The 16,121-nt window shown below is 44.0% G+C and carries 11 protein-coding genes; all 11 read left to right on the top strand.

Annotated elements, in window-relative coordinates; translation table 11 throughout:
• The first annotated feature begins 182 nt into the window (after positions 1-182).
• Complete coding sequence (locus tag GC093_RS22635) at positions 183-1,319, top strand: DNA sulfur modification protein DndB (RefSeq protein WP_171654181.1); 1,137 nt, start codon at positions 183-185, stop codon at positions 1,317-1,319.
• Positions 1,319-2,491, top strand: a complete 1,173-nt coding sequence (locus GC093_RS22640) for a DNA sulfur modification protein DndB (protein WP_171654182.1) — start codon at positions 1,319-1,321, stop codon at positions 2,489-2,491. The genes GC093_RS22635 and GC093_RS22640 overlap by 1 nt, the downstream gene beginning before the upstream one ends.
• A gap of 196 nt (positions 2,492-2,687) precedes the next feature.
• Positions 2,688-3,707: a LacI family DNA-binding transcriptional regulator gene (locus GC093_RS22645; protein ID WP_171654183.1), complete on the top strand. Its 1,020-nt coding sequence runs from the start codon at positions 2,688-2,690 to the stop codon at positions 3,705-3,707.
• A 211-nt stretch (positions 3,708-3,918) separates the two neighbouring features.
• On the top strand, positions 3,919-4,938 hold the full coding sequence (locus GC093_RS22650) for a LacI family DNA-binding transcriptional regulator (RefSeq protein ID WP_171654184.1): 1,020 nt from the start codon (positions 3,919-3,921) through the stop codon (positions 4,936-4,938).
• Positions 4,939-5,103: 165 nt separating this feature from the next.
• Positions 5,104-6,456 carry an ABC transporter substrate-binding protein gene (locus GC093_RS22655; protein WP_246315081.1) on the top strand — a complete coding sequence of 451 codons (1,353 nt, stop codon included), beginning with the start codon at positions 5,104-5,106 and terminating at the stop codon, positions 6,454-6,456.
• A 146-nt stretch (positions 6,457-6,602) separates the two neighbouring features.
• Positions 6,603-7,460: a carbohydrate ABC transporter permease gene (locus GC093_RS22660; RefSeq protein ID WP_171654185.1), complete on the top strand. Its 858-nt coding sequence runs from the start codon at positions 6,603-6,605 to the stop codon at positions 7,458-7,460.
• Between the two features lie 14 nt (positions 7,461-7,474).
• Positions 7,475-8,302 (top strand): carbohydrate ABC transporter permease, encoded by an 828-nt coding sequence (locus GC093_RS22665; RefSeq protein ID WP_171654186.1) that lies wholly within the window; start codon positions 7,475-7,477, stop codon positions 8,300-8,302.
• 25 nt (positions 8,303-8,327) lie between these two features.
• The gene (locus GC093_RS22670) at positions 8,328-9,356 is read left to right on the top strand and encodes a sialidase family protein (protein WP_171654187.1); all 1,029 of its coding nucleotides are present in this window, start codon (positions 8,328-8,330) and stop codon (positions 9,354-9,356) included.
• 40 nt (positions 9,357-9,396) lie between these two features.
• The gene (locus GC093_RS22675) at positions 9,397-10,320 is read left to right on the top strand and encodes a dihydrodipicolinate synthase family protein (protein ID WP_171654188.1); all 924 of its coding nucleotides are present in this window, start codon (positions 9,397-9,399) and stop codon (positions 10,318-10,320) included.
• A gap of 268 nt (positions 10,321-10,588) precedes the next feature.
• The gene (locus tag GC093_RS22680) at positions 10,589-12,448 is read left to right on the top strand and encodes an exo-alpha-sialidase (protein ID WP_171654189.1); all 1,860 of its coding nucleotides are present in this window, start codon (positions 10,589-10,591) and stop codon (positions 12,446-12,448) included.
• Positions 12,449-12,504: 56 nt separating this feature from the next.
• Positions 12,505-16,017: an S-layer homology domain-containing protein gene (locus GC093_RS22685; RefSeq protein WP_171654190.1), complete on the top strand. Its 3,513-nt coding sequence runs from the start codon at positions 12,505-12,507 to the stop codon at positions 16,015-16,017.
• Positions 16,018-16,121: the final 104 nt, after the last annotated feature.

Below are 16,121 nucleotides of genomic sequence, written 5' to 3' on the forward strand. Positions count from 1 at the left end.
TAATTTTATGTAAAATGAAAAAGGAAAATGGACAAACTTGGAGAATTATTTGATTTGTCACTTGCAATATTATCCTATAATTTGAATGTTTCGTGGATATTCGGTGTATAATGGAACTATATGAACCTATTTATAGTACTATCTCTAGAGAGTGAATGTATAATTTAAGGAGGACATAAGTAATGGATCCAATATCTTCTCTGTCAGAACTGCTGGCGGAGCAAAAAGCATCTTCGTTCATTGAGATTCCCGGTGTAGCATCAAGAACATTTGGGCAAGCAACCCTCTCCACAACGCTGCCCATGAGTAAATTATTTTCCATTTATGAAGTTGATTTAGAAGTCCAACGTTCCATCGTTCCACAGAATCTTTCCAAGCTCATGGATTACATCATGCTTTTTCTGGATCACAATCAGGGCATCTATTTTCCAGGTTTAATTTTATCGGCTAGAGGTGCTGGTGAATATGATGACGAGCAAAAAGTGTACCGCTTACAAGCTATTGAAAAGCTGTATGTGGTCGACGGACAGCACCGATTGGCTGCATTCCGCAGATTGATGGAAACATTGCAAAGCAACATGGCTCGGGCCAAGGACCGTAGGGAATACGAACGGATGGAAGAGATTACAGCCAAGCTGAGCAAGCTTTACACGTTCCCAGTATCTACGATGATCTATTTGGACATCAACTCCCGACAGGAGCGTCAGCTGTTCTCGGATATTAACAAGCTTCCGCGTAAAATAGGCGGTAATCTTGCCGTTCTAAGAGAGCAAAGAAGATTTTATCATGTGCTGGCGACCCAATTAGCTGAACAGGATCCTGCGATGAAGCAAATATCCGTTGATATGTTCACTGAACGTGGTAAAGGACCTGAGTTTTTATTTTCCTACCATCTGCTTGTGGAAATTTTGGCTGGTTTATTTGAGGGCCGGTTGAAATCAGCTGCCCGCAACAATGGCTACTATTTTGAGGATAAAGAAGTGGAGGAGCATCAAAAACTAGCTTCCTTTTACTTTGACACCTTACTAAGATATTTACCTGACCCTGTCAAAGGCGAGCAGTGCTGGACGGAAAATATCCAGATCGCGCTAGCTATGTTCTTCCATGATGAAGTAGTCAAAACCGGTACGTTCAATCGCTATGCGCTTGAATATGCAATGAAAATTTTGCCTCACATCGATTGGAACGGGATTTATTCGGGAGATGAAAAGGATAGATTGCCAAGACGCTCACGCATTGTAAAAGCATACCAGTATATCAAAGACTTTTATCAGGAGCATCATCTGTTTCTGATTCGTGATAAGGAGGACGCCGGCTAATGGATGGACTTTGCTTAAATATGACGATTCACCCGTTTTGTGAAAAATTCGGGTTAGCAACGGTGGCAATACAAGTACAGGATTTACTGAATTACACTTCAATCGATCCGATGGTTCAGCGTAAGCTAAGCGGAGGACAGCGCCGTAAAATTTCTAACTATTTGCAAGAGCGTGAGCTGGACCGCGTATTTTTCGGACCTGTAACATTGTCATTACGTGAAGTAAGCTCATTGGCAAAAATGGAAAAAGGATTGTTTTTACGCCCTGGCTCCAAGCTCAGCATTTTAGATGGACAGCATCGGATTCTAGCATTAGGCTATGTAAATGAGCAAATGCTGAAAGAAGTACGCAGTCATGAGAAAAAAGTATCCGCATTGACAATCAAGCAGCGCAGATCTCCAGAAAATGAAGAGCTGAAGCTGGAGCTTGAACAAATGCAGGGGCTTGTAGAACAAATCGAACGCCGTCGCCTTGAATTGATGGAGAGCGAGCTGGCTGTTCAAATTTATATTGGTCTAAGCGAAGAAGAAGAGAAGCAGTTGTTTGGCGACATTAACTCGAAGGTACAGCTGGTTAGTAAGGAGCTGGGCCACTCTTTCGATAGTATCGATCCGTTGAACCTTGTTATTCAGCAGGTGGTTGACCACAACGTCTTTCTTAAAGGCGCTGGAGTGGAACGTCGTGCCAACCTGACCTCGTATAACAAAAACTTTACCTCCTTCAGTTGGTTATATTCAACGTCGACCATGCTGTTTACTGGTAAAATGCAGCCATCCTACGAGCTGGCTCGCAAGATTCGTCAGGACCCGTCTACTTACATTGAGATTCTGCATCAGTTTTACAGTACCTTGCTACCTTTGATGCCAGAGCAGCCGGGGCTTCCTCAGTACAGCTCTGCCAGTCGGGCCATGCAGGAAAGCATCGCTTTGTATGCGAATGGTCACTTGTTTAAGGATGGTAAATATACGAAAAACTGGACCTCATGTCTTAGTGTTTTTGAGGGCTTTGATTGGACTCAGGAAAATGAGAACTTGATCGAGCGCTTCGGAACATTGGATAACGGCAAGTTAAACCTTATTCATGAGAAATCGCTGCGCAAGCATGCCAAGCTGGTACAGCTTTTTCAAGAGCTGCATGGCGAGTCAACCGGAGACGAAGCGTCTACGGCTTAGTGTCACATAATGCGGTGTGAGAAATTTAGTGAAAACATCCTTGACTTTCGCTCACTTTGTATTAAAGTGGAGCGTTCCAGGATGTTTTTTTTGTTGTAATATTCACAAAGTTTGATTCTATCAAAAAATGGATTATGATAGTAAGTAAGAGTTCGAAAAACCTTACTATTACTATATGGATTGAGGTGTTACCTGAATGTCGAGTATTAAAGAAATCGCACGATTAGCGAATGTATCGCAAGGTACAGCCTCTATCGTTCTTAACGGGAAGGGGGAGCAATATAGGATTTCTACGAATACGCAACAAAAAATATTTGAGGCTGCCAGAGAGTTGAACTACCAACCGAATATTTCGGCAAGACGTCTGCGCAGTGGCGGAGAAACGGTACTGCCGATCATTGCTCTATTTTGGGCGTTGGATACACGGACGGCTTTGATCAGCCGGTTTTTAAAAGGAGTACAGCTTACACTTGCAACGATTGAGGGAGAATACGAGCTGCTTATTCAGCCATATGTCGGCTCCAAATTGAGTGAGGTTCAGGGCTTGATCACGGGGACACGCTTCAACGGGGCGATCATTGCCAATTCGACAGAGGAGGATGAGCAGTTTCTGCATCAGGCGAGCTTGAATGTGCCTATCGTGATGTATCAAAGAAGCTCATCTAAATATTGCACTGTGAATGTCGACGGGTATAAGACGGGGGAGGAGGTTGCGAAATTATTGGCAAGCCGGGGACATCGCCAAGCAGGTATTATCGTACCGGATGTGTCATCGCAAGCCGTACTCCGTCGTAAGGAAGGCTTCTTGGAAGAAGCAGCAAGGCTCGGTATAGAGGTGTCGCCGTCTCATATTGCACACTCTAATTTTTCAGAGGATGGCGGGTATGAGGCTATTCGAAGCTTGCTTGAAAATAGTTCAAATCTGCCAACATCATTGTTTATCCTCAGTGATCGGATGGCTGTCGGAGCCTTGATGGGGTTGAATGAAGCAGGCAAAATAGTACCTGATGACATCGAAATCGTAGGGCATGACGACGATGATGTGGCCCGGTTTACGATCCCAACCTTATCGACGGTGCATTTGCCGGTTGAGGAAATGGCAAGCGAATGCGTGAACATGCTGGTTGGGCTCATGCATCATAGAATCACCACACCGATAACTAAAGTATTTGACACGCATATAGTCACTCGCAAGTCCTGTGGAAGCTATAAATAGACTTGTGCGGAATGATAGGTTTATATAAGGCAAAGGCTCTCTGTTGATAATTCGACAGAGGGCCTTTTGTGCATTCTCAAAATAAATGAACTTCTAAAATAAAAAAAAGTTGACAAGGTAAGTTTTGTAAAATATGATAATAACGTATTAGCATAACGTTTTAGCAAAACGTATTAGCATAACGATTCAGCTAGAAAGTGGTGTGTGAATTATGGCAAGCGTCAAGGAGATTGCCCAGCTGGCGAACGTATCTCAAGGCACGGCTTCCATGGTGCTTAATGGCAAAGGAGATCAATATCGGATTTCCGCAGCTACGCAGCAAAAGGTAATCGAGGTTGCCAGGCAATTAAACTACCAGCCTAATATTTCTGCCAGACGTTTACGCAGTGGTGGAGAGACGGTGTTGCCGATCATTGCCTTGTTCTGGGCACTGGATACTCGTACAGCTTTAATCAGTCGAGTTTTGAAAGGAATTCAGGACTCCTTCACATGCCTGGAAGAGGAATACGAGCTTATGATTCAGCCATATGTTGGAACGAGACTATGCGATGTACGGAGCTTACTGACAGGGACACGATTTAATGGGGCCATTATCGCTAACCCGACGGAGCAGGATGAGGAATTTTTGGAGCAGGCTAACCTGCTAGTTCCCATCGTATTGTACCAACGGAGCTCAACCAAATATTCATATGTGAATGTCGATAGCTTTAAGTCAGGCGAGAACGTGGCAATGTTATTTGCAAGCCGTGGGCACAGCCGGGTTGGAGTGATTGTTCCGAATGTATCCTCCAAAGCGATCCGACTTCGTAAGGAAGGTTTTATAGCCAAATCCCGTGAATTGGCATTGGCAATAGCTGAGCAGCATCTAGTCTATTCAGACTTCTCTGAAGAAGGCGGATATGAAGCGATCAGGATTTTGATGGAACAAGTCGGTGAATTGCCATCAGCCATATTCGTAATCAGCGATCAGATGTCAGTCGGTGCTCTGATGGCACTGAATGAAGTGGGGATCAGGGTACCGATGGATATCGAAATCGTTGGCCATGACGATGATGAAGTAACGCGGTTTACCATTCCACCGTTAACAACGGTTCATCTCCCAGTAGAGAAAATGGCTGCCGAATGTGTCATGCAGCTAACCAATTTAATGCAGCATAAGTCCAATGCAACCGTTTCACATCTGTTTGAAACGCATCTGGAATTAAGGCAATCATGTGGAGGTTATAAGTAAACAAGCGTTCACTAGTTTATAGCCACGAAGACAGCGCTTACATCAACTCTGTACATCGAAAGTCCATTCATTCTGCTTATTAGAAGCTTTGATCTATGACGGCATCGCGTCTTTTATTGAAGCTCTTTAAGAAATATATAAATTATTTTTAGGAGGAAAAAAAGTATGACGTTAAAAAAGGTGCCAACACTACTCGTATCCGCAGCACTAATGGTAGCTTTCTCAGGGTGCCAAAGCAGTGGGAATAAACCAAGCACGGCACAACCGACAGCTACCAACACGACTGCAGCACCAGCGCCAGCGCCTGCGCCAAGTGGACCGATCAAAATCGATTACTGGGGGGGGTGGACGGGTCCAGATTTAGAGACAATGAAAGGCTTGGTAGATAAATATAATAAAGAGCAAAGTAAAATCCAGGTCGAATTCACATCATTGCAATGGACTCCTCTATTCGCAAAGTTTCTTACCGAAATGAAAAGCGGACATCCGCCAGATGTTCTAGCCATGCATCCGTTTGAGCTTGGTCAATTTACAGAAATGGGTGTGTTAGATCCCAAAACGGCAGAAGCTGTAAAAATGAATAAAGCTGATTATTCGGAATATGCATGGGGAGGAACATTCTACAAAGGCAAACAGTATGCCGTACCTTTGGATGTACATATGCATGGGCTTTACTATAACAAAGGATTATTTGAGAAAGCTGGATTGACCGCTCCACCAACAACAGGGGAAGAGCTTATTGCGATGGCACAAAAGCTGACTGTAGACAAAAATGGCAAACATCCTAATGAAAGCGGATTCGATGACAAAAACGTTGAGCAATACGGACTTGGCTTCGCCATGAATCATCATGTGTTCTATCAATTTTTTGCCTTAATGAATCAACAAAATGCCAATCCGTTTAATGAAACGATGACCAAAGTTGACATAGACGTGGATAAAGCGGCCAAAGCTTTTGGTTTCTTGCAGGACCTGGTCTTTAAGTACAAGGTTGTTCCTAAAGGCGAGAAATCGAATATGGATGATTTTGTTGCCGGTAAGATCGCAATGACTTTTGATGGTCCATGGAATATGCCGAAGCTGGAGGCTACTCCAAACCTTAAATGGGGAACCTCCGCATATCCAAAAGTATTTGAGAAACAAGCAGCATGGGGCGCAGCAGAAATATTGACGTTCCCGTTAAATGAAAAAGGAGATCCGAACAAGAAAGCGGCAGCTGCCGAATTTGTTAAATGGCTGGATAAAAACTCCGGTGATTGGGCTAAGTCAGGCCAACTGCCTTCAAGCAATGCGGGTATGGAAGTAGCTAAGAAAATGGTAGGAAGAGATGCTTTTGTCGGAAGCTTAAACAGTGCGTTTCTATTGCCTGCACATCCTAAATCCGCACAATTATTCTCGAGCACAGCTCCGAGCCCGATTCTAACTGCTGCTCAAGATGCGATTCTAAATAACAAGAATACGTTGGAAATTGCTAAGCAGCTGAAGAAAGACATGGAAAGTATATTAGCTGATAAGTAAGAGATGAAGTGTACTCCGCCAAAAATGATGTAAACCGGATTGCTTTTGGTGGAGCCCCACTATCAGTAGTCAGTACTAATAGACAGGGTCGGCTGCGCTGGCTGTGTCTACCATCTAAGTATTCTAGCGAAAGGGTTGTAGACTCTATGAGAAGACAAGGAAAGGTCGCGGCATTGTTTTTATTGCCTTACTTGTTGATATTCGTTGTCTTTCGTTTTGGACCGAGTGTGGCAGGGTTGTTCGTCGGTTTTACCAAATGGAATATTGTTGGTAACGCGACGTTTGCGGGTTTAAATAATTTCGAGAAGCTATTTCGCGATCCCAACTTTTATATTTCTTTGAAAAACACATTAACCTTCTTATTAATGACTTTACCAGCGCTAATCGTACTCAGCTTGCTGTTAGCCGTGCTGTTAAATCAAAAACTGCGCTTTCGTAATTCGGTCAGGACAATTGCAATCATCCCTTATGTTCTTATACCTGCGGTTGTAGGGATCATATGGAATTGGATGTACGATAACAATTTCGGCATTCTTAATTATTATTTAAAAGCAATTGGGTTAAGCCCCGTGGAGTGGTTGACGAGTGACAAATACGCCCTTTTCTCGGTGGCCATAGTAACTATATGGTCATACATGGGATACAACATGATTCTATATCTGGCAGGGCTGCAGGACATTTCTACAGAACTCTATGAGGCTGCAAAAATTGATGGCGCTAACAAGATGCAGTCTTTCACGAGAATTACGTTACCTCTCTTAAAGCCAATCACATCGATGATTATTACTTTGACGTTAATTAACACGATTCAAGTTTTCGACCAGATTTTTGTCATGACCAACGGTGGGCCAGGAACGGCGACTTTAACGCTTGTTCAGTACTTATACGGAACGGCCTTTCAGAATTATAACCTTGGCTATGGCTCAACATTGGGCATCGCTATTCTGGTCATACTGGTCGTACTTGTACAAATCCAGTCCAGATTGCTGAAGCTGGATGACTAGGAGTGAATCTAAATATGCATATAAAAAAAATTCTCGTATATCTGGTCATGGCGTTTACAACCGCTGTATTCCTTTTACCGTTACTTTGGTCCGTAATTTCATCACTTAAACCGGAAGCCAAGATTGTGAGTTATCCTCCGCAATGGATTCCGGATCAATTTACACTTGAGAATTACGTACAGGTATTACAGAAGCACCCCTACCTAAGCTGGATGCTCAACAGCATTTATATGACCGTAGCTTCCACCGTGTTTGTTCTCGTTCTAACGACGTTGGCCGCTTATGCTTTTGGTCGACTTGAGTTTAGAGGCAAGAAATTAATATTCACTCTTGTGCTTTCTATGCTTTTGATTCCTATTCAAGCTTACATTGTTCCGCTGTTCTTGCTCGTATCGAGTCTCGGTATATTGAATTCCTACTCGGCTATTGTATTGGTGGCTGGTGCGAATGTGACAAGCGTGTTTATTCTAACCAGCTTTTTCAGAAGCATACCGAGAGAGCTAGAGGAAGCTGCACGTATTGACGGATGTCAAGATTTCGGTATTTTTTCCAAAATCATGCTTCCGCTCTCTAAGCCGGCGCTTTCTACGGTTACGATTCTTATGTTTATTACGAATTGGAACAATTTCCTGTGGCCGCTAATCGCGATCAGAGAAAATGCTTTGAAGCCTTTGACTGTAGGGATTGCTCAGTTTATGGGAGGTGCTAATTCTACAGCTCAGTTTCAATACGGAACCTCTCTGGCGGGTGCTTGCATGGCTATCATTCCGTCCATTATCGTATTTCTTGCATTGCAGCGTTATTTCGTTGAAGGGATAGCGAATACGGGGATTAAAGGCTAGATAAACAGTTGGGGAGGCTTGCTCCATGATTCATAAAGTAGCTAAAGCGTATATTTTTGAAGCAAAAACATCGTTTGAAAGCTGTCATGCTTCCCATTTGGCGCTGCTTCCTGGGGGAGACATCCTTGCGGTTTGGTTCGCAGGGAGTAAAGAAGGCGCCGATGATGTTGCCATATGGTGCGCGAGGAAGCATAACGGAAGCTGGTCTTTGCCGTATCGATTGGCTGATGAGGAAGGGCTGCCGCATTGGAATCCCGTTCTGTTTGTGAAACAGGATGGAGAAATCCTGCTTTATTATAAAGTGGGACGTCTGATTAAGGAGTGGTCTACTCTATATAAGTCTTCACGGGACAATGGCTTCACTTGGAGCGAGCCGATAGAGTTAGTCGAAGGAGATCGTGGGGGGAGAGGAGCTGTCCGCAACAAGTTAATCGTGCTTACTAACGGTTCTTGGTTGGCCCCCGCTTCTACGGAGAATGGTATTTGGAAGGCTTTCGTAGATAGTTCCTCAGATCAAGGGGGCAGCTGGATTAGAAGTGATGCTATTGGTATTGGCAGCTTCGATGAAGCTAGCAGCATTGATGAGGTTGCAGGCAGTACTATTCCCGTGTCCCCTCAATCGTTTTATGGAAGAGGCGTAATTCAGCCAACCTTATGGGAGTCTGAACCAGGTCAGGTTCATATGCTGCTGAGAAGCTCCGAAGGCCGTATATATCGCAGCGATTCTTCGGATTATGGGAGAACCTGGAGTGACGCGTACCCAACACGGCTTCCTAACAATAATTCGGGCATTGATCTTGTGAAGATGGATAACGGAACTTTGGTTCTTGCTTATAATCCGGTAGAAACCAATTGGGGAGCTAGAACGCCACTTGTTCTAGCATCTTCCACTGATAACGGTGCTTCATGGGAAAATGAGCTTGTGCTGGAGGATGGTGAGGGGGAGTATTCTTATCCTGCGATTCTCTCGGATGGAAATGATATTTATGTCACCTATACTTGGAAAAGGGAGAATATCGTATGGATGCAATGCTCCCTTGGTTTTGAAGCATAGAGAAATGAACAGCCAAATTAAGGGGAGTGGAGGGAAACAAATGAAACCAAATATTTCAAAGGGAATATGGCCAACGATGGTCACTCCTTTTACAGATTCTAATGAGATCGATTATGACGCTACCGAACGTCTCGTTGAATGGTATATTCATAACCAAGTGGATGGACTCTTTGCAGTATGCCAATCCAGTGAGATGTTTTTTTTGACATTAGAGGAAAGAGTGAAGCTTGCGGCATTTGTTAAGGAGAAGGCGGCAGGACGTGTTCCTGTAATTGCTTCAGGTCACATCGCAGATGATTTTGCAGATCAAGTCACCGAATTGAATGCAATGGCCGCTACAGGAATCGATGCATTAGTGTTAATCACAAACCGACTTGCCCTGGAGGGTGAATCCGATGAGGTTTGGAAAAGAAATTTAGAGAGTCTGTTGAAGCAGATTCCAGAGGATATTGCTCTTGGCTTCTACGAATGCCCTCATCCTTACAAGCGTCTTATCTCACCGGAGCTATTGAAATGGTGTGCGGGTACAGGAAGATTCCTATTTCTAAAGGACACCAGCTGTGATGTGGACAATATGAAGGGGAAATTGGATGCCGTACAGGGTGGAGGTTTGCAAATATATAATGCTAATACAGCAACCTTATTGGAAACGTTGAAGCTTGGTATAACTGGATACAGTGGCATCATGGCTAATTTTCATCCAGATCTTTACGTTTGGTTAGAGCGCAATTGGGTGGGTAAACCGGAGCAATCGGCCCATTTAGCCGACTTCCTAAGCCTAACGTCCTTTATTGAAAAACAACTATATCCGGTAAATTCCAAATACTATTTAATGCTGGAGGGTGTGCTCACTAATTATCATTGCCGATCCAAGAATCATCATGATTTTACAGCAACCAATCGGCTTGAAGTGGAGCAGCTGCATCGGCTGTCCAAAGTATTGTCGGCGCAGTTCCGCATTTAGTTTTATCTGATGAAAGAAAGTTCCGATAGTTTGTGTTAGTGTGACTGCTCCCAACAGACTATCGGAGCTATAAAGTCGAATGATGTAAACGCTATCATTCAACTGCTTATAAGAACTCATGCAGCAGCCAAAATTGAAAGGGGGTGGGGCGATAAGCAGAAGGGAAGCGGAGGTTTTAATTAAATACGAGGTAGCTGGTAGTACAAGATGATGGAGTCTTACATCCTTAATAGAGCTTTTAAGATTATTTGAAAGGAAGTGCAGTAATTTGAAAATCAATAGACGTATCAGCCTTCTATTATTTCTGATGATGACATTTAGTTTGTTTCAAACAGCCATCGTGTCCGCAGATCCTGCAGCGATGGAGGGGATATTTAAAAGGGATATTTTCCCTTATCACAATGAGCATAACCATGGCCCTTCCATGGTGGAGCTGAAGGATGGCAGCTTGTTTGCAGTTTGGTTTAGAGGTGAAGGCGAGAGAGATGCTGACACTACTAGACTTATGGGAGCAAGGTCGAAGGACGGCGGGAAAACATGGACAGATCCTTTCCTAGTTTACGATACATATGATTTCCCTGATATCAACCCAGTCTTATTTGTAGACAGCCAAGATCGGTTATGGCTTTTCTATTATATCGTGCTAAACGGGCAGTGGGTTTCATCACAACCCAGATATATGTATGCTGACCTTGGGAGCTATGAATACGATAACACCAATGGCAGCAATCCCAAATGGCATTATCCGGAAGTCGTTTATATGAATGTTGGCGATACAATGTCTGGTGCGGGCTCGTATGCGAACGGACAATGGAATTACCGTATTAAAGGCTCCGAAATCAGACATGTTTTGCCAAGCAAGGTTACAGCAGCGTCGCCTCTGGACCCTTCAAAATATGTTGAGGTTACTTCACGATATAAACCGTCCGACAAACGCTATGTTACGGACAGCTTCGTAGTGGAGATGAAGAATGAATATGAAAAATACACGAATTATTTAATAACCGAAAAGCCATATGATGATGTTTACGCAGGTAGAAGTCAAGAGATTGCTGATTTGCTTAAAAATGGGAAATACGTTATGAACGCAAATGGAATCGGCTATTCTACCTATGAGCCCCCCATTATCAAGAACTCTATTGAGCGTGCCTCAGGTGCAGATAATGATTGGAAAACGTGGAATCCAGCGTATAACCGAATGGGCTGGCAAACGAAGAATAAGCCGTTAGAGTTTGAATACAATGGCAAGAAACGTTTGCTGCTGCCCCTGTATTCTGACTCCCTGGCAAACTCCGTCTTTGTATACACCGATGACAGAGGAGCAACCTGGCAAATAAGCGAGCCTGTTGTTGGATCCGGTACGATTCAAGGCTCTATGATTCAACTGAAGGACGGTACGATCCGCGCTTATTTCCGGAGCGGTAAGCTGGATGGCCGAAACGGACGTCTAGCATGGCATGTATCTTACTCAGAATCCAAAGACGGCGGCGCTACTTGGAGTACCGCGAAGGTCGATCCTTATTTGAAAAATGACGGCGGCTTTGAGTTTGCCAAGCTGCCTAACGGTGACTGGCTTGCCCTGCATAATCAAGAGTTGAAACGTGACACACTGAAAAGCGGTCACAGAAACTCCGTTAGCTTATCACTTTCCAAGGATCAAGGTCAAACATGGAAATCGATCCTGATTCATGAAGATCCAGTTAAAAATGATGACCAGACGTACCAATATCCTTCGGTTATCGTAGGCTCAAACGGCGATCTGCTGATGATTTATTCCCACCATGCCAAAGCTGGCAAAACGATGGGCTTTGCCAAAATTGCAAGCGAAGAAATGGAGAAATTGTTTGCTGCCACGATGACGGCTAGTGATAGCGGAACCCCTGTAGGTCCATCTCTTAGTATGACAGCAGGCAGCAGCAAGCAATTAACTACTACATTAACCGTAGATAACACGATCCAAACAGACGGAGATCTTGTCTGGAGCTCAGATGCAGATGATATTGCAACCGTAGACCAAACAGGTAAGATTACAGCGACGCTTAAAGCAGGTACGGCATTAATTTATGTGAAAAGTGTGAAATACGGAACTTTGCTGAAATGTCTAGTTACGGTCACAGCTGCTCCTTAAGTTAACAGATCTTCATGGAACGGTTCGACGAAGTTACTTTTAAAGGGGAAATGAAAATGAATAAAAGGATAACGTTTGCCTTACTTCTTGTTATCTGTTTGAGTTTAACCGGAACAAGTTTTCCCGTAAATGCCGCAGATGCAGGAGCAATAACAGGAGTTCTTAAAGTGGATAGTAAGGCTATGAACATATTTGAACCTATTAAAGACGATGGCGATAACGGCGACCATGTTCACGGCTCCAGCATAACAGAATTGCCAAGCGGTGAGCTGCTGTCTGTATGGTTTCAAGGAAATGGCGAGCGTGACGCAACGACGACAAGAATTATGGGAGCAAGATCTGTGGATGGGGGGAAAACTTGGAAAACCCCTTTTCTCATGGCAGATTCCAAGGGCATTGCTGATATTAATCCCGCTGTATATGTGGATGCAGGAGAGAGGCTCTGGTTTTTCTGGTATCCTGTTCTGGCAGGAAGATGGGAAACCTCACAGCCTAAATACGCATATGCCGAAAAAGGGAGTTATGAATTTGCTGTTGTTGGCAATAACAAGCCGAATTGGACATGGTCAGAAGTCATTAACGTAAAAATCGGGATGAATATCGGAGACCCGGTTAACCCAAGCAGCCCAGATGACTTCATCAGTCCTAGACTGCAAAAGGGATATGTAAATACTTTGAAACAAAAGCTTGATGAATTTAAGGCATACAGCTTTAAGCCTGTAGATCAAGGCGGAGCAGGCGTTAATGTAAGGATTAACGGAGAAGACTGGGGCGGCTTTGTTGAGGAAAGACTGAAGCTAGCTGGCGGAGACGCATATACTCCGACAGTTGCCGATAAAATCTTCACACGCTCGGGCTACCCCCTTGCACGTCGTATTGGCTGGCAAACCAAGGATAAGCCTTTTACAATACCGCTTGCTGGCGGCAAGGTCCGGATGCTGCTTCCGTTATATTCGGACACCATGGAACAGAGCATGATGGCTATTACGGAGTACGACCCGACTCAACCGCTTAAGGATAATTCTATTCAATGGGAATTTAGCGAGCCTATTGTGGGAGCAGCTAGTATCCAAGCATCAATGGCGCAACGGAAAGACGGGACCTTGGTAGCTTATATGCGCGACAACGGGCCGCTTCCTAACCGAGTTGTAGCTTCCGAATCGAAGGATGGAGGATTTACTTGGAGCATCGGCAAAGATATCCCTGAATTATTGGATCCGGGTGTCGGCCATGACTTGGTGCAGCTTAAGAACGGTAATTGGGCTTTCGTACATGTCGATGCGGAGAAGAAAAGGAACAGCTTGGCTGTCGCCCTGTCGGATGACGAAGGAAGAACGTGGAAGTATAGAAAACATCTCGCTATCGATTCAAGAGCTAATCCGGGAGATTACCACTATCCTGCCATTTCCGAGGCAATGAATGGGGATATTCTTATTACCTTTACCCGTGACTTTGCAGCAGACGATGGAGCACTTAGCGGATTCAACAATATCATGTACTCCAGAATTACGGAGGATTGGATTAAACAAGGAGATTCGGATACCGAGTCGGGCAGAACGGTCTATGATTTTGGCAAAGCTGAGTTCGACATCGCGGTTCCAAAATCATTTTCAATCAGCACAGCAACAGATAAAACGCTAAAAATTTTGCTGCCTGCTACCGTAAAAGGATATTTGACATACGGCAAGGGTGCTGTGAATGAAAAAATGGCATACAAGGATCTTCCGGTTAACTGGGACTTGAATATTATAAGATCTAATTTCCAATTGAATGAATATATCGATGATAAGTTTTATGGAGATATTGATACAACGAATCTTCCAGTAGGACTGACCAAGGAGCAGCTTCCTGCATTCAAGCCTTTGCTAAGAGCATTTTTCTATGAAGATGACTCCGCCTATTTGATCGTAGATGTTAAAGACGAAAATATTATTACGAATGCCGGAGTAGCACCTGTAATGCCTTCAGTCGTTACTGCCGTATACAGCGATAATAAGGAAGCGGCCACAAGTGTAAAATGGCAGCCAATCGATCCATCCAAGTACGCTGTAGCAGGGAAATTTGATGTATCCGGCGAAGTGCAGGGTACGAACATTAAAGCAGCGGCACATGTCACAGTTGTAGAAATCGACAAGCCGAGAGTAGTAACCAGCTTGAAGGATGTAAGCCTAGTAACGAGTGTCGGAAAAGCTCCTGTGCTTCCAACGGTCGTGACAGCTGTCTATAGCGATAACAAAGAAGAACCGGTTAATGTTACGTGGGAGCAGATAGATCCGTCGAAGTATTCAGCTCCAGGTGATTTTGACGTACGAGGTTCTGTTAAGGAATCGAATATTAAAGCAGTGGCCCATGTAACTGTACAACCAATACGGGTTGAAAAGGTTACTTTGGATCAAAGCAGCATCAATGTATGGAGAGGCGATACAGCTCAATTGAAAGCTACGGTAACACCGGATAACGCAACTAATAAGATGGTATCGTGGAGTTCAAGCAATCCAACTGTAGCCACTGTGGACGTAAATGGTCTGATAACTACTATAGCCAACGGAGATGCCATTATCACAGCTAAGACGGTAGATGGAAACTTCGAGGCGAAGGTTAACGTACAAGTCAGTGTGAAACCAACGCCAGTTGAAAAGGTTACTTTGGATCAAAGCAGCATCAATGTATGGAGAGGTGAAACCGTTCAACTGAAAGCTACGGTAACACCGGATAACGCAACTAATAAGATGGTATCGTGGAGTTCAAGCAATCCGGCTGTCGCCACTGTCGATGTAAATGGCCTAGTAACTACTATAGCCAACGGAGATGCCATCATCACAGTCAAAACGGTTGATGGAAGCTTCGAGGCGAAAGCTGGCGTACAAGTCAGAACTAGGAGTAATCATTCAGGCAGCAGTGGTTCAGGAGCGCCAGCTACACCAACCACTCCAACTGCGCCGGGCACAACAACACCTAAGCCAGATGAAACAAAGAAACCTGATTCCAATCCTGGTAGCGGTCAAAATGAAGGAAGCAAGCAGTCCTTTAACGACATTGCCGGTCACTCTTGGGCTCAAGAGGCAATCAAAGCTTTGAAGGAAAAAGGAATTGTCAACGGAACCTCGGAACAAACCTTTGAACCGGATAAAAATATATCCAGAGCGGATTTCCTAACCATGCTAGTGAGAGCTTTGGGTGTAAAAGCAGAGTTTACTTCTAATTTCGATGATGTAGCAAAGGGTGATTACTTCTATGAAGCGTTAGGCATATCTAAAGCCCTTGGCATCACAGATGGAGTGGACGGCTTCAAGTTCAATCCGCAAGCGGAAATTTCCAGACAAGATTTAATGGTGCTGGCAGCTAGAGCTTTGAAGCTTGCAGGCAAAATAACGTCATCAGGCACAGCAGCAGATTTGAGCGGCTTTACAGACGCTAAAGATATCTCAGCTTATGCTCTGGAAAGCGTTGCAACGCTTGTGAAGGAAGGAATTATCCAAGGCAGCGATAATAAAGTAAATCCTCAAGGAAAAGCAACTAGAGCTGAAGTCGCGACTATTGTGTATCGAATTCTTAATAAAATAAAATAATGTGCAAGTAAGGCAGACTATCCTGAGTGTTATTTGGGGTAGTCTGTTTTATGTTGAAATTAAGCATTTTCGTAAGGGTTCATTCTGGATAACACCTATAAATA

This window comes from Paenibacillus foliorum, assembly GCF_013141765.1.
In the GTDB taxonomy this organism is placed as follows: domain Bacteria; phylum Bacillota; class Bacilli; order Paenibacillales; family NBRC-103111; genus Paenibacillus_S; species Paenibacillus_S foliorum.